The sequence below is a fragment of the Deinococcus sp. Leaf326 genome (assembly GCF_001424185.1).
GTDB lineage: Bacteria > Deinococcota > Deinococci > Deinococcales > Deinococcaceae > Deinococcus.
This window is the reverse complement of sequence record NZ_LMOM01000076.1, coordinates 196,349-211,059: the sequence shown is the minus strand read 5'-3', so window position 1 is coordinate 211,059 and position 14,711 is coordinate 196,349. Positions and strand designations below refer to the sequence as shown.

17 protein-coding genes and 1 tRNA gene are annotated in these 14,711 nt (G+C 63.8%); 9 read left to right on the top strand and 9 right to left on the bottom strand.

The window, feature by feature from the left end:
- Window positions 1-29 precede the first annotated feature (29 nt).
- The gene (locus ASF71_RS20260) at window positions 30-290 is read right to left on the bottom strand and encodes a hypothetical protein (protein WP_056303481.1); all 261 of its coding nucleotides are present in this window, start codon (window positions 288-290) and stop codon (window positions 30-32) included.
- The gene (locus ASF71_RS24315) at window positions 290-457 is read right to left on the bottom strand and encodes a hypothetical protein (RefSeq protein WP_156373004.1); all 168 of its coding nucleotides are present in this window, start codon (window positions 455-457) and stop codon (window positions 290-292) included. The genes ASF71_RS20260 and ASF71_RS24315 overlap by 1 nt, the downstream gene beginning before the upstream one ends.
- A 351-nt stretch (window positions 458-808) precedes the next feature.
- Between ASF71_RS24315 and ASF71_RS20255 the strand changes: the two genes are divergently transcribed.
- From ASF71_RS20255 to ASF71_RS20240, 5 genes are all read left to right on the top strand, one after another.
- The gene (locus ASF71_RS20255; RefSeq protein ID WP_056303479.1) at window positions 809-3,055 is read left to right on the top strand and encodes a heavy metal translocating P-type ATPase; all 2,247 of its coding nucleotides are present in this window, start codon (window positions 809-811) and stop codon (window positions 3,053-3,055) included.
- A gap of 88 nt (window positions 3,056-3,143) precedes the next feature.
- Window positions 3,144-3,569 (top strand): hypothetical protein, encoded by a 426-nt coding sequence (locus ASF71_RS23225; RefSeq protein ID WP_235514651.1) that lies wholly within the window; start codon window positions 3,144-3,146, stop codon window positions 3,567-3,569.
- A 132-nt stretch (window positions 3,570-3,701) separates the two neighbouring features.
- Entirely contained in the window at window positions 3,702-4,766 is a 1,065-nt protein-coding gene (locus tag ASF71_RS20250; RefSeq protein WP_056303477.1) for a spore photoproduct lyase family protein, read from the top strand.
- Between the two features lie 125 nt (window positions 4,767-4,891).
- Window positions 4,892-5,074 carry a hypothetical protein gene (locus ASF71_RS20245; RefSeq protein ID WP_056303475.1) on the top strand — a complete coding sequence of 61 codons (183 nt, stop codon included), beginning with the start codon at window positions 4,892-4,894 and terminating at the stop codon, window positions 5,072-5,074.
- 337 nt (window positions 5,075-5,411) lie between these two features.
- The gene (locus ASF71_RS20240) at window positions 5,412-5,657 is read left to right on the top strand and encodes a WGxxGxxG family protein (protein WP_056303473.1); all 246 of its coding nucleotides are present in this window, start codon (window positions 5,412-5,414) and stop codon (window positions 5,655-5,657) included.
- A gap of 191 nt (window positions 5,658-5,848) precedes the next feature.
- Here ASF71_RS20240 and ASF71_RS20235 read toward each other — a convergent pair.
- Window positions 5,849-5,930 (bottom strand) — tRNA-Leu (locus ASF71_RS20235).
- 136 nt (window positions 5,931-6,066) lie between these two features.
- On the opposite strand from ASF71_RS20235, the gene ASF71_RS20230 reads away from it, so the two are divergent.
- From ASF71_RS20230 to ASF71_RS20220, 4 genes are all read left to right on the top strand, one after another.
- A complete protein-coding gene (locus tag ASF71_RS20230) occupies window positions 6,067-6,342 on the top strand; it encodes a PAAR domain-containing protein (RefSeq protein ID WP_056303471.1) in 276 nt (91 codons plus the stop codon).
- Window positions 6,343-6,364: 22 nt separating this feature from the next.
- On the top strand, window positions 6,365-7,240 hold the full coding sequence (locus tag ASF71_RS20225) for a DUF4255 domain-containing protein (protein ID WP_056303469.1): 876 nt from the start codon (window positions 6,365-6,367) through the stop codon (window positions 7,238-7,240).
- Between the two features lie 59 nt (window positions 7,241-7,299).
- Entirely contained in the window at window positions 7,300-7,470 is a 171-nt protein-coding gene (locus tag ASF71_RS24310; protein WP_156373003.1) for a hypothetical protein, read from the top strand.
- Window positions 7,471-7,620: 150 nt separating this feature from the next.
- Window positions 7,621-7,968, top strand: coding sequence for a hypothetical protein (locus ASF71_RS20220; protein WP_156373002.1), 348 nt, complete (start codon window positions 7,621-7,623; stop codon window positions 7,966-7,968).
- A gap of 69 nt (window positions 7,969-8,037) precedes the next feature.
- Here the strand turns inward: ASF71_RS20220 and ASF71_RS20215 are convergent, their stop codons facing one another.
- From ASF71_RS20215 to ASF71_RS20190, 6 genes are all read right to left on the bottom strand, one after another.
- Entirely contained in the window at window positions 8,038-10,458 is a 2,421-nt protein-coding gene (locus tag ASF71_RS20215; RefSeq protein WP_156373001.1) for a hypothetical protein, read from the bottom strand.
- Between the two features lie 19 nt (window positions 10,459-10,477).
- Entirely contained in the window at window positions 10,478-11,182 is a 705-nt protein-coding gene (locus tag ASF71_RS20210) for a molecular chaperone (RefSeq protein ID WP_162243149.1), read from the bottom strand.
- On the bottom strand, window positions 11,179-11,628 hold the full coding sequence (locus ASF71_RS20205; protein WP_056303460.1) for a hypothetical protein: 450 nt from the start codon (window positions 11,626-11,628) through the stop codon (window positions 11,179-11,181). Before ASF71_RS20205 ends, ASF71_RS20210 begins: the two co-directional genes overlap by 4 nt.
- Window positions 11,629-11,699: 71 nt before the next feature.
- Window positions 11,700-12,245 carry a hypothetical protein gene (locus ASF71_RS20200; RefSeq protein WP_056303458.1) on the bottom strand — a complete coding sequence of 182 codons (546 nt, stop codon included), beginning with the start codon at window positions 12,243-12,245 and terminating at the stop codon, window positions 11,700-11,702.
- A gap of 853 nt (window positions 12,246-13,098) precedes the next feature.
- Window positions 13,099-13,302 (bottom strand): DUF2171 domain-containing protein, encoded by a 204-nt coding sequence (locus tag ASF71_RS20195; RefSeq protein WP_056303457.1) that lies wholly within the window; start codon window positions 13,300-13,302, stop codon window positions 13,099-13,101.
- 59 nt (window positions 13,303-13,361) lie between these two features.
- A complete protein-coding gene (locus ASF71_RS20190) occupies window positions 13,362-13,559 on the bottom strand; it encodes a hypothetical protein (protein WP_056303455.1) in 198 nt (65 codons plus the stop codon).
- Window positions 13,560-14,711: the final 1,152 nt, after the last annotated feature.

The following is a 14,711-nucleotide window of genomic DNA, read 5'->3' as shown; positions in this document are numbered from 1 at the left end:
TGTACCAGCCGTCCCAGTGGGCCGAGAGATCAGGCATCCTTGTCAGCCTCCTTGGGGACTTCGACGACCGGCGCCGTGGCCTCCGGCGCGTCCGGCGGCGCGGGTGGGGCGGTCGCCGTGGTGCTCAGGCCAAGCTTGACGGCCTCCTGCGCCCCCAGGGGAGTCACCAGACCGCTCAGCGTCGCGTCGGGGCTGTAACTGGGCGTGCCCTTCCCGCCAAGCGGCCCTGTGGGGCCGAGGGTCAGGATGAGCAGCAGCACTTCCTCTTCCTGAAACGCCGAGCGGAGCATCAGTAACCGCCCCAGGTGATTGAGCTGTCGAAGGTGTCGGGGTCGGGCGCGGCCTCACTGGGCAGCCGGTGGGCCGTCCACTCGACCTCGAGGTCCCGCAGTCGCTCGATGGTGGGCGTGAGGTCCGCATACTGCTCGCTTACGTTACCTTCCGAGCGCGACTTCACCGCGCCGGGGCGCAGCAGGTAGTGCAGCAGGGGTCCAACTGACGGGAGGCAATTAAGTGCCAGCGCGCGGAATGAAATCGAGAACGCGCCGAACTGGAATAGGTTCGGCGCGTTCCTCTCATCTAAGGGACAACCGGAATAGGGATGTGCTGGAAAGTGCGACTAGGTCGAGACGGAGTCGAGATCGTTCCTGCTGGTGCCGGTGGGTTCCGGTTGTTTCATGGGTATAGAGAGTGGAACAAGGATAGCGATAGAGCACAGAGAATCACACTGACAGGGAGCACCTTTGAGGGATGACAGTGATCAGGAAGTATCACAACATATGAATGACTGCTCAGGTATAATAAATTCATGACCTCTCGGCCTCCCTCGGATCGTTCAGGCACCTCCCAGCCGCTCACGTACTTCGTGGACGGTATGGACTGCGCCAGCTGTGTCGTCAAGGTCGAGCGCATGGTAGGCACTCTTCCGGGAACCGAGGGGGTCAAAACCAGTTTCACTAAGCAGACCCTGACCCTGCACCTCGACGAGCACCAGACCTCCCGCACCGCACTGGAAAAAAATCTGAAGGCCCTCGGCTATACCCCCTCCCTGTTGAGCCAGGCCCCCACGGCCGTCACTGGTGCCCCCAAAGCGCACGATCATGCGGGGCACGACCACGCAGGCCACACCCATGAGGTCGCTCCTGCGGGCACCCCCTGGTACCGGACTGGACAAGGCCGCCTGGTCGTCACCTCCGGGATTCTGTTGTTGGCTGCCTGGCTGTTCGGTTTCGTCGAACCCCGGTTCGCGACCGCTGGGTACATCGCCGCAACCCTTCTGGGTGTCTGGCCACTGGCCAGGAAGGCCGTCGCCAGTGCCCGTCTCGGCGATCCCTTCAGCATCAACATGCTTGTCAGTCTCGCAGCCATTGGCGCCGTTGCCATCGGTGAAGCCCCGGAAGGGGCCGTCGTGGTGTTCTTCTTCGCCATCGGCGAACTTCTCGAAGGCGTCGCGGCTGGCCGGGCCCGCGCGGGGATTCAGGCTCTCGCCGCCCTGGCACCCAAGACTGCCCTCCTCGTCGAAGGAACAGGCACCCGTGAAGTGCCTGCCGATCAACTCCAGGTGGGTCAGACCGTGCAGGTCAACCCGGGCGCGCGTGTGCCCGCAGACGGCAGGATCCTCCGCGGCACCTCCAGTCTCGACGACAGTCCGGTCACTGGAGAGAGCGTGCCCGTCAACAAAAGTGCCGGCGACATGGTCTTCGCCGGGAGCATCAATACCGACGGCGTCCTGGCTATTCAGGTTGAGAAGGCCGCCCACGACAACACCATCGCCCGCATCATCCACATGGTCGAGGAGGCCGAGGGCAACAAGGCGCCGACCGCCCGCTTCATCGACCGTTTCAGCCGGTGGTACACGCCGGGCGTGGTGTTGGTCTCGGCACTGGTGATTCTGGTGCCGCCCCTGGCGCTCGGGGGCGCGTGGCATGACTGGCTGTACAAGGGAATCAGCCTGCTCCTGATCGGCTGTCCCTGCGCGCTGGTGCTCAGCGTTCCCGCCTCTATCACCAGTGCCATCAGTGCCGGTACCCGGCGTGGTCTCCTCATCAAGGGGGGCGGCGCCCTGGAAACGATCGGAAGTGTCAAGACCATCGCCTTCGACAAGACCGGTACCCTCACCGCCGGGAAACCCAGAGTCACGGACGTCCTCGGACAGGGCCTGGACCGCGCCGAAGTGCTGCGCCTCGCGGCGGCCGTCGAATCCGGCAGTAGCCATCCGCTCGCCAGGGCCATCACCCAGGCCGCGCAGGAAAGTCAGATCGCCGTCCCCCCTGCTACGGAAGCCCAGGCCCTGCCAGGGAAAGGCGCGACTGCCACGGTCGAGGGCCGCGTCCTGAGTGTCATCTCGCCTCGCCACGCGGCGACCCTGGCCCCCTTAAGTGCCGAGCTCAGCCGCGCCATCACCTCCTTTGAGGAACAGGGCCGGACCGCTGTCGTGGTGCTGGAGGGCCGGACACCGCTCGGGGTGATCGCCATTCGCGACGAGCCCCGACCGGACGCGCGCGCCGCGCTGGCCCAGCTGCACGCTCTGGGTGTGAACACGGTCATGCTGACCGGCGACAATGCCCGTACAGGTCAGGCCATCGCCCGCGACCTGGGACTGGATGTGCAGGCCGAACTGCTTCCCGAAGACAAACTTCGCATCATCGCCGAACTGAAAGCCCAGGGCGGCGTGGCCATGGTCGGGGACGGCATCAACGACGCGCCGGCTCTGGCACAGAGTGATGTCGGTATCGCCATGGGCGGCGGCACCGACGTCGCATTGGAAACCGCAGATGCCGCATTGCTTCAGGAGCGCGTCACGGGCGTGGTCGACCTGGTGGTTCTCTCACGCGCCACGATGGGAAATATCAAGGTCAACATCGCCTTTGCGCTGGGCCTCAAGGCCATCTTCCTCGTCACGACCCTGCTGGGCTACACCAACCTGTGGATGGCGATCCTGGCAGACACCGGGGCCACTGCTCTGGTCACCGCGAACGCCCTGCGCCTGCTGAGCTGGAAGAGTCAGGCGGCGAGCAAGGCCCTGCCCGTCACCCCTGCGCCCCGTGCGACATGACGCCGGACCTGCCGGAGATCACGCCCCACACCATTCTGCAGCGCTTAGCTCGGGCGGCTGTCAAAGGCCTCGTTCGTTGTCCCCGCTCTTGACCCTGCCCGCGAAGAGCTGGCGTATCTGGGGCGTGGCCGCTCTGGTTGCAGTGTTGGGTGTCGTCACCTTGACCCTGCGGCCTGCACCGGACGCCCTGTACTGCATCAGGCAGCCGGGTACGCTCTGGAATGGGCTCATGCCTTTGCCTGACGGTTTGGAGCCGCGCTGTCCCGTATCTGCGACGTACCGGCAGGAAATGCGGCGCGGGCTGTCCCGAGTGGAGCAATATGTGGCGCAGGGATGGCAGCCGCAAGTACTGATGGAGCCGCTCAAGCGCGCCGGATACGTCCTGCTGGAAGACGAAACGCGTGGGCCACGGCATTATTCAGTCTTTATGGGCCGCTCGGTGCCGGCAGAACTGTATTACACCGCAGTACCGGATGGGCCGAACACACTCGTCACGGTGAGCGGAAATCACTGATCTAGGAGTCAATCTGTGAGGCGCTCGGGGTAGTCGGGAGCGCGCGAAGCGCTGTTGGGTCCTCAACCTTGAGAGTTGCGCTTCGTCTGCCTGCTTGCCTTCCTGGGACGTCAGGCGCGCTTTACTGGCAGGATGCCGCCCCGCTTTCCCCTCGACATCCGGCAGATCTATGTCGAGCCCCGCGCGGCTGAGCTTCCCCGGGGGCAGGAAATCCTGGCCCGCTTTCCCAAGGCCGAGCAGATTGAGGTCGCCTCCCACTGGAATATCCCCGGACTGCATGGCAATGCCGGGCTGGTGGGAGACTGGCTGCGCATCAAACGGCAGGTGCTCGTGCTGGGCACCCGCAAGACCCTGACGATGAGACCCAACGGCCGCAGTGCTGATTTCATCGCCCCGGGGATGGCCAACGGCTGCGCGCTGTCCTGCGCCTACTGCTACGTGCCTCGCCACAAGGGCTACGCCAACCCCATCACCACGTTCGCCAACATTGGGGACGTCTCCCAGGCACTGGAACGCCACGCTCAGAAACTGGGGCCTAAACTAAAGGCCAACTCGGTCGATCCGCACGCCTGGGTCTATGACCTCGGTGAGAACAGTGACCTGAGCGTGGACGCCCTAATCTCGGGCAATGTCCGGGATCTCGTCACCCTCTTCCGGAGGCTGCCGAACGCCAAGGCGTCCTTCGCCACGAAGTATGTCAATCGGGAATTGCTCGGCTACGACCCCCAGGGCCGGACCCGCATTCGCTTTTCGTTGATGCCTGCGCAGACGGCGCGCGTGGTGGACATCGGTACCTCTCCTATGTCTGAGCGTCTTGCGGCCATCAACGATTTCGTCGAGGCCGATTACGAGGTGCACCTGAACTTCTCTCCCGTGATCATTTTCGAGGGCTGGACGAACGCCTACCGGGAGCTGTTCGCGCAGATCGATGCAGCGCTCTCCCCACAGGCCAAGGCGCAGCTGGCGGCCGAGGTAATCTTTCTGACCCACAATGCGGGGCTGCACGAGGTGAAACTCGGCTGGCATCCGAAGGCGGAAGCGCTGCTGTGGACACCGCAGTGGCAGGAGACGAAACAGTCCGAGTATGGGGGCGTCAACCTGCGCTACCGGCGGGGCCTCAAGGGCAGGGCAGTCGAGCGGTTCACGGTCTTGCTCCGTGAGGCGTTGCCCTACTGCACCATTCGGTACGCTTTCTGAACGTCCCTCAGCTCTCTGCCCGGAACTTCCCTTTCCGCTAGGGTGGCTGCCTCATCGCCCCTACCCTGCGTCTCGACCGCAGCACCCTCAGGTCCCGGCGGCCGCGTCCGACTTCTTCACCTGGGATGACCGTGCTCGGGCAGACGCCGGTTCGTGACGAAGCGGCGGGCGTCCTCAAGCTCGAACTCGGCTACTCCCAGGAGGTGCAGCTCTACGCCCACCAGCAGGGCGCCCTGGAGGCCTGGAACAAGGCCGGCTGCCGGGGTGTGGTCGTGCTCCCCAACGGAGCAGGTAAGACCCTCGTCTGATCTGTTTCAAGGGCGTGCTGCCACCCGAGGAGGGACTGGGGCTGGCTGAGCGCTTGAGCTGTCAACTCGACAGATCAGTGGGCCACGATCATTGAGATGGATGCGGTTGGGGCCATGATGGCGAATCAGATGATCTTCGCAGGGGCTGGGGATGGGAAGGCGGAGATTCAAGAGACTTCAATATCGGCCATAGAGCTCAGAAGGTCTTTCTTGCGCTGACCGCAGTCCATATAAACAGAGCGTGTGCGTTAGCAAAATAGTTGCTATGCACACAATCCCAAGGTTGTGTGACATGTTGATAAGCGTAAGAAATCACACTGTTCTAGGAGGTTTACCCATGAAGCAAGAAACGAAAACGGCTCTGCTAGTCCTGACCCTGAGCTTGATCTCGATGCCTGCGCTGGCACAAGACAGCACGACGGATACCACGGTCACTGGCACGACGACCACCGACACCACCACTCAGAATGATGATAACGGGATGGACTGGGGTTGGCTCGGCTTGCTCGGTCTCGCCGGTCTTGCTGGCCTCCGCCGCAAAGAACCTGTCGTCGTGCGCCACGATCAGACGACTCACCGCTAATATCCATAAGGCGTCGCGGACCTTGCAGAACTTCAGTTTGTCGGCCAACTACGGGAGCCCACTCACGTATTCCTCATAGAACGTTCAAGAGAAGCCACTTGCCGTATGTGGTGTTGTGACGTGAGGTTGCAAGATCGACAACAGTGTCGAGCGAAAGTGAAATCCTCCGTCTAGAACGGAGGATTTCTTATTGGTGCCGAAGATGGGACTCGAACCCACACGGTTTCCCGCTCGATTTTGAGTCGAGTGCGTCTACCATTCCGCCACTCCGGCCCGCCTCCGTCCGTTCACCGGCACATCGGCCCCGGAACTCTAGCGCCCGGACCCCGGCTGGCGCAACCGGTCCCAGGCTGCCAGCGCTCCGACATCCAGGCTTGCAAGTTCGGGTCAGGACGCGCAACATGCGGCCATGTCCTTTCCAGCCCTCCGCGTCGGAGATCCCGGCGCCCACGGCGGCGTGGTGAGCAGTGGGGCCGCCACCGTCACGGTCGCCGGCGTCCCGGCCGCCCGCCTCGGCGACGCGCACAGCGAGCCGCCGCCTCTGGCTGCCCACGGCCCGCAGGTCATCGCCAGGGGGTCGGCCACCGTCTTCATCGAAGGCCGCCCGGCCGCGCGCCAGGGTGACCTGCTGGCCTGCGGGGCTGTCCTGAGCGCCACGCAGGCGACAGTCCTCATCGGCGGATGAGAAAGACGAGAGACGGACGACCATGATCGGCGCCCTCCATGAAGCGCTGCGCTCGATGCTCTACGGGGACGGCAAGATTCCGGCCAGCGACGTGGACATCACCTTCGCCACACCCACGCGGGACTGGGCGGCGGCCATCAACCGCCCCACCATCAATTTCAACCTGTACGCCATCGTCGAGAACGCGCAGCTGCGCGAGAACGAGTTCATGCACATCCGCCACGACATCCGGGAGACCAAGCGCCTGCGCCCGCGCCGCATCGACCTGCGTTACGTCGTGACCACGCACTTCAAGTCTCAGCTCCCGGAACTCGACGACCAGGAGTGGCAGGTGCTGTGGCGGGTGCTCGCCACGTTGGTCCGCAATGCCGACTGGCCCGACGAACTGCTGCCGGCCGAGGTCCGGGCGCTCGATACCCCCTTGCAGGCGCAGGTGGCCCAGGCCGAAAGCGCGCCGCGCGTTTCGGAGGTGTTCGGCGCGCTGGGGATCTCTCCCAGGCCCGCGCTGCACTACGTCCTGACGGCGCCGCTGGACCTGAATATCGAGCACCTGCGCAGCCTCGCCGTTGGCCTGAGCTTCAGCGTGCGCGACCCCGCCGGCGGCCTGGTCCAGGAATCGCGCCGGTACGCCTGGACCCTGATGGACAGCGCAGGCGAGCCGGTTGTGGGCGCCGAGGTGCGGCTGCCTGACGGCCCGGGCTTCAGCGTGAGCGGCGGCGACGGCCTCTTCACTACCCGGTTGCCTCACGACGAGGTCACCCAGGTCCTCGTGCGCCTTGCCGGCACCGACGACTGGCACCTGCTGCGCGCCTCGCCGGGCGAGTACCGGGTGGTCTTCGGGCAGGACCCGGCGCAGGAGTCTGGCCTCACACGTAGCCGGGCCAAACCGCCGACCTGACCGGACGTCTGGCTGGGCGTTCATCCGTCCCAGCTGGAAGGCGCCACAATGGGTGCCCGATGATCTATGTCAACGCCGTGATGTTCGCCGTCTTCACCGTCTTCTTCTGCTGGGACGAGAGCCGTGTGCTGCCGACCGGTGACCTCTGGCAGAGCGCGGCTGCTGGCGCCGGCGCTCTGGTGGCCCTCACCCTCCTGCTCAGGACCCTGCGCCCCCTGTACCTCCGCTGAGAGCCGAGGCAGCGACCTAGAAAATGAAGGGCTCATGACTCCCGGCCAGCTCTGTTCCCGAAAGAAGACCGTGAGACCAGGACTCCTACAGTAGCTCCCAGAAAACACGTCTGGACCGTCTCAACGGCCCGGATGTGGGGAGCCATTGCCATGACCGAACTCGCACGTCTTCTGAACCTGCGCCGCCCGGGAGGGCGCCACTTGCTGCTGGGCCTTACCCTCGTCTGCTCGGGGACCGCGTGGGGCCAGGCCGTCACTCCCCTGAGTCTTCAGGTCGAGTCCGTCTGTGAGGTCGCCGGGCAGACGCCGGACGTGCTGACCCTGCGCTGCACCCGCGGGTTCCAGCCGTCCGAAGGGTACGCCGCGCTTCTCGGCCTGGGGACGTCTCCCCTCCAACCGCTGCGGCTGCTCGAAACCAGGACCGGCGCACACGGTGAAGGGCTGTTTGACTACGAGCGTCTGGTCAGACCCGAGGGTTATCAGCTCGACTTCTACTGACTGGCAGGCTGAACCGGGTGGCCGTCCTGCGCGCAGCCACGCGGCAGGCGAACGGCCACCCAGTCCGGTTCAGGGCAGTGGCTCGCAGCGGTAGGTCTCCTGCCCGGCCTGGACCGTCACGCGGCAGGGGGCGGCGCCCTCTTCCTCGGGTTGCACCTGCACCGTGACCGGCGCGACCTGCCGCGGGATCAGGCTCCAGCCGTCGTCGTCGGTCGCCGGGTTGCCCGGCAGGTCGAGGCGGCCGTACCGGATGGGCGCGCCGTCGGGCCTGACCAGACGCACCCACATGTTCTGGGTGAAATTCGAGATCCAGTCCACCGTAACGACCCCGTGGGCTGCGAGAGCCACCTCGCGGTTGTCCTCGACCACACTGACCGTGAAGGGAATGCGCTCGAAGTCAGGTGTCAGATTGACCGTGCGGGCGGCGGTGCCGACCATGACCAGGGCGTCGCCGCGCGCGTCGGCCATGACATGCTGCCCGTTGACGATCAGGGGGAGTCGGGGTACCCCGGTCCGGATCAGGACGCCGTGCCCGAGCTGGTCCTGGGTCAGGTAGACCCGGCCCGCCACCCACGCGGCGGTCGCGGCCCCGGCCACACTGAAGTCGCCGGTGGTCGAGGCACTGACCGAGGCCAGCACGTTCTGGTTGTAGTCGTAGCGCAGGGTCCCCACCGCTGGCTGATCCGGCTGGGTGGTGACGAGCGCGCTGAAGGTATGCGCCGGGGTGGGCTGATAGCTCACCTGGGCCGCTGTGACGGCCTCCGGCGCTCCCTGACCCGCCTGGGTGACCGCGGACCCCACGAGGACCGTGACCTTCTCCCAGGGGGTCCAGTTCAGGCTCACGCCCAGGCGCCAGCCCAGTTCGCCCGCCCGGTTCGTGGTGACGGCGCCCTCGCCGCCGAGGTTCAGGCGGTCGGTCAGGCGGCCCGTGCCGCTGAGACCCGCGCCGTAGTCGCCGGTGCCGGGCGCAGCCTGGAGACCCAGGGTGGTCACGAAGCGGGGCCGGATCAGGGACACCTGCGCGCGGACCAGCGACGTCCTCAGGTCGGCGGGGGCGACGGCGGCGACCACGCCCACTCGCCAGTCGGGGCGGGTATAGGTCGCGTCGCCCGCCAGGACCACGGGCGAGCGCAGCCGCGAGTCGTAGCGTACCGACAGGCCCGTGTTCAGCACGGGGTCGGTGTACCGCACCGACGCCTGGGCGCGCTGCTGCTCGGACGAGGCCAGGACTTCGCCTGCGACGCTCCAGCGCTCATCTATGCCGTAGACGCCGGTCAGGGCCGCCGCCGGCATCAGGCCCGAGGTTCCCGGAGCGGTGCGGCCCTGGACGCCGAGCTGGCCCTGTGCCGCGAGTGAGCGCGCCGCTACGGCCACGTCCGCCGAGGTGTATCCGAAACGCTGGGTCCGGGTCCCGGTGGCATCGAGGATGCTGACCTCGACCGTTCCGGCGGGCGACGAGAGAGGAATGTTGCGTAGGGTCAGGTTGCCTGCTGGCACCCGCACCCGCCTCAGCGAGCTGCCGTTTACGACGATACTCACGTCGGAGTCCAGCGGCAGGGGCACCACGAGTTGCGGCAGCCGGTAGGCGCGCGTGCTGCCGGCCGTGAAGGTCAATCCGCTCACCCGCTGGGTGCTGACTCCCCAGGGAGAAGCCGTAGTCGTGTCCAGCGTGGTTCCGGTCTGGGGAACGCCTTGATCCGCGTAGGCCACGACCCCCACGCTCAGGACCGTGCTCAGGTCGTAGAGTGCCGCCGCCTCGGCCCCGAACCGTTGTGGCCCGGCCTCCAGCCCCCTGGACGGGGCTTGGTCCGCGACCAGGGAGCTGACCACCCCCCCCTCGCTGATCTGGCCGTAGGTCTGGACCCGCGCGTTCTGGTAGTCCAGGCGCAGGGCGGCGTTGTGGGTCAGCGTGTTGCCTATGGCCCCGGCAGTCGTCAGGACGCTGCGGCGCAGGTCGCCGCGGACTCCCACCGAGAAGACCGGGAGCACGGCGCCAACCGGGGCTGTCTGGGAAGCGTCGGTCCCCAGGTCCAGTACCCCGCCGGGCAGCAGCGCCAGCTCGGGCCGGATGTCCAGCGTTAGCTCGTTCGCGTCGAAGACCACGCTCAGGGAAGGCTGGAGCCGCACGAAATCGCCGGTCTCGCACGTCACCGTCTGCGCGATGTACCTGGCCTCGGTGGGCCGCAGCACCCCCGGTGATACCCAGATCTCCCCACCGGCGAGAAACGCCAGGGTGCCGCCCCGGCCCTCGCCGTTGACGGTCGTGTCCACGAACGTCGGGGTCTGCGTGCAGATGTCCGGCCCCGCAGCGGTGACGGCCGGCGCGAGTCCCGGGGTGGTCGGGGCCGCGGGCATCACTGACGGCGCAGCGGCGGGTGGAGCCGTGGGCGCCGGCTCACCCTGGGTCTGGGCGCGCGCGGCGCAGAGCGAGCCGGCACACAGCAGCGCGGCGGTCAGGATCAGGAACGACCTTCCAGGGGTCCGGTTCACCACTTCACTTTCACCTGTCCTAGCGCGTCACAGCCGCGCGCTGTTCCTTGTCTTCGGCGTCCTGGTACCGGACTTCTACTGCCGCGCCCGCCGGCAGCGTGAGCGGCAGGGCCAGGGCCAGGGTGCTCCGGCCCAGGACGGCATTGCTGCCCAGGGGGAAGATCTGGTCGCCGCTGACGAGGCGCAGCTGCCGCAGGGTCAGGTGCCGGTTCCCGCTGTTGGTGACTTCCAGCGCAGGGGTCTGGCCGCCGATGTTCATACGGAAACTGACCTTTGCGGCGCTGTTGGGCGGCGTAACGTAGACTGGAAGTGAGATGTTGATGAGGCGTGACAGGTTGATCTGGGCGTCCTGCTGGTCGACCTGGGCGGTTGCAGTGTCGGACACCTGCCGCACGAACACGCGGTAGGTCATCTCGTCGGCTCCGGCTTTTTTCAGCACGCCCACACGGATGACCTGCGCGCCCTGGGGGCCGAGTTGAAAGGTCGGCGGATTCACGACCACGTCGCGGGTCGGGACGTAGGCTGCCTGCCCGCCATCCATGCTCCATTTCATGACCTCCACCCGGAACTGCAGGGGCTGGAGGGTCTGGTTCTGGAGCCGGACCTGCGCGGTGTTGGTGCGCTCGGGATTGATGTTGAATGCCGTGGGCGTCAGGCTGAACGACTGGGCACCGGCCCAGCCACACAGACCCAGACCGGCCCACAGCCAGACTGCTTTTCTCAAGGCCATTCTCCTTGCAGGGAAGAGCTCAGCGGCTCAGTGCCGATCTCCAGATTTACGCGGTAGGCCCCGCCTCCCAGATCCCACTGACCCGCCTGGGCCCGCAGGTTGAGGGAAAATTCCCGTTCACCGGATACGGTCAGGTCTTCGGGAAGGTCAACGAGAGACATCACGGCGCTGCTCTGGCCTGTGCCGTAGAACCGCAGGGACGCGTTGGCTCCCATCACCGGGCCCTCCGGGGTACTCAGGCGCAGCACGAACACCTGCCCCGCCGGGCAACGGACCCGGAAATTCAGGGTGCCCTGAGCGCCCGTGGGCACCCGGTAGGTCATGGGCGAACTGCTGACCGGCCCGATCTGACAGGTGGCTGGAGGGGAAGAGGCCGAAGCCCCGGCCATGCCGGTCAGCAGGGCCAGGGTACCGAGCAGCCTCGCGCTTGGGGTGTTCATTCCGGGGTCACCTCAGGGCACAAACAGGCAACCCACCGCCGCGCGGCCGGGTTGCCTGGAAGGAGGGAAGTTTACTCGTCGTAGTTGAAGTTGACGACCAGGTCGCCCTTGTACAGTCCGCCGGGGACCGACCAGGCGCGGTTGGCACCCGTGCCGGCGCCGCCGACCTTGAAGCTGGCCAGCAGTTCGTAGTACTGGTAGCCGCCGAGACCGTAGTCGGGAACGCGGCTGGCGCCGTTGCTGAACGACATGGTGAAGGGGTTTTCGGGGCTCCAGGCCACGTCCTTCTTGATCATGATCGTGTCGCCCTTCTGATTGGTCAGGGTGACCGACTCGGGGGTGACGATGTTCAGCACGGTGTCCTTGTTGCAGTCGACGGCCATGACCATCTTGTCGCTCACGGTGTTGTTCGTGACGGCGTTGATGGTGCCCAGGTTGAGGGTCTCGTAGGTCTTGTCCAGGCCCGCGCTCCCGTTGTACTCGGGGTTGGTGTAGGCCATGACGCAGAAGTTGTTGACTTGGAGGGTCAAGGGCGTGGTCTGCTTCCCTGTGACGTTGGCAGCGGTAGCGGTGGTGCCGAGCAGGACAGCGGTGGCCAGCAGTGCAGTGCGCTTCATTTGTACTCCCCTTTTCCCATGTCTCTCATGGGCAAAGCCTGATGACGTATGGTCGGTAGATATCGGCTGAGTAGCTGCGAACTCGTCTGGTACGTCTCGACTCCTTCTCCCGTCCAGGGAAAAACTTCAGCAGGCGCTGTCTGGGCACTCCCACGTTCTCTTAAGATTTGTCTGCTGTGACATTAATGTAAGACATGCGCGTTAACGGAGCGTTATTCATCTCGGCGGCCGCATAATGTGGAACCAGCTGGAGCGTTTCATGCCGTCTGGTACGGTCGGACCTCCTTTGGGATAGGAAGTGCAACCGCTTACGACGAAGGGGCCGAGCCTGCCAGAAAATGTGGCAGGCTCGGCCCCCGTAGATCTAGGCTGAGTAGTGCACCTGTGGTTGTCTCCACTTACGGCTTGTCGCTGGTCTGTGTGGCTTTCCTTTTCAGGACATCCGCGATGTGTCAGTCGCAGCTCAGGGTCCAGTTCTCCCGCACACCGACTGGGACAGGGAGAATTTACGCCTTTGCCCAACAGGAGGGTCTGACGGCGTACTGAAAAGCCACACGTCTCTAGAGGGGTCAGGAAGTCTGAGGTGCAACTGTTAGCTAGGCGGTATTGAGAGGCCTTTGGGGTGTTGAGCTTGACACACGCTGGCACACATAGTGGGAAGGCAGGACCAGTCGGCCCTGCCTGTAGAAGCAGCTCAAGTTGGTGGTTTGGGCTCTGTGTATCACCCAGTAAGCAGGCCTCGGTGGCAGAAGTCCTTAGAGGAAAATAGCTCACTGGCGGATATTGGCCTGTCGGCCTGAGCTGCTTGGCGGGTCTAGGAAAGTCGTGTCTTGAAGAGGTCACCTTTCCAGGATCAGAACAGTCGCAGCAACTCCTCGGGCGTGACCTTGAGGTATACCGCGTCACCGACCTGCTCAATAACCTCGATAGGGATGAAATGACGGTGACCATCTCCGAACGGCGTGGTCAGGAGGTAGTCACGTTCTATACCCTCGGCGTAGCCGTGGATGAGGTCGTCAGCACAGATGATCGGCAGACCCGAGACCACTTCGTTCATGACCTGCTCCTTCCCATGTGCCTGGCCGGAATAGGGGCCACCTGCCGTCAACCTCCAGCTCAGTTGGCTTTGAGAGGATGCTCGCCCCGACGCTCACGGTCCTCTGCGATCTTGCCGAGAATTAGGAAGGTGGGTGCCCAGTGGCCGACGAACAGGCCGTCACGTTCGTGATCGGCTTTGCCGCTGCCGAGGTACTGGCTTGCACTCAGGGCGACGGAAGCGAATCCCAGGACGTAGAACAGGTTGGAAAGTTTCATAGGGCCTCCAGAAGGCGGGGTTGCGTTGGGCGCACACAAAGGGTCACCACGAACCGCAAAGGTCGATTGGCATTCAGAGAGGAGAGTGGGAGAAAACGCCCTCATCTAGAGAGGAATGGGTCTGCCTCTCCATATGCTTACCCGGCGAGTGCTAGTTGCCTGGGCGGCTCGGTCAGATTCACCGAAAGCAGTATCGGAGGATCAGGTGGTTCTCAGGTTTGCGGACATCTCTCATGCTCTTGTGCCAAATTCACCAGGGCATGAGGGGGCTCTTAAGTCGGCCTCATTGGAAAGCGATGTGGGGAACTCAGTTACTTTCTCTGTAGGTAGGGTGTTGGTTACCTAGAGAGTCTCCCTGTGAGATACCCAGGTAGCTTTGATATGACCCGTACTCTTTCTTTTGTGATAGTTGGTGCGTGTGCAAGGGTCCGGAGACTATCGACCCAGCTGTACGGTGTGGTTCTTGGTGGGTGAGATTGAGGGGGCCAAACTTTTCTCTGGGGTATTAGGTTAATTAAATTTATATGAGATACAGATAGTCATATTCTGTTTCTAGTGGAGTAAGATTTGCCCCACACCTATACTAAGTGTCTGAATTTCTTACCCGGTAATTTGGTGGACCTGTAAACAGCTATACGCGCGGGCCTAGGCTAAAGCATGAATAATGACAGTAAGTGTTGACATTTATCTCATATAAATTTAATTATAACATAGGAGAGTTTATAGCTACTGGTTCCCCTGGCCTCACAGACAGAGAAAGCAATGGGAAAGAGATGAAAGCGCGCCTTCCCTTTTCATCACAAATTTAAGGACAACGGGTCTCCCACAATCACTCTCCCCAACATTCCTAGCGTTTGCCAGTATTAGTAGATGAAAAATATCCACTTAGCAATAAATAATCTTACACCGACAACACAGATGCGCACCCTAACAATGCTAAGCAACTCTGTTGCCCCATGTTGGCAACAATCATCTAGTTGTATAGACAGAAAACTGCCAGTGCTTTTCACCGCGGCAGGCACTCTTCATGCATCTGTACAACATCTTTTCATGTTGAGGAAATACCTCGGCGCTATTGCGCAATTTGGTAGCGACTGGGCACTCCGTTATGCTCGGCCCAGTTCCAAAACGTCGATGTAGCCCCGGCCCAGT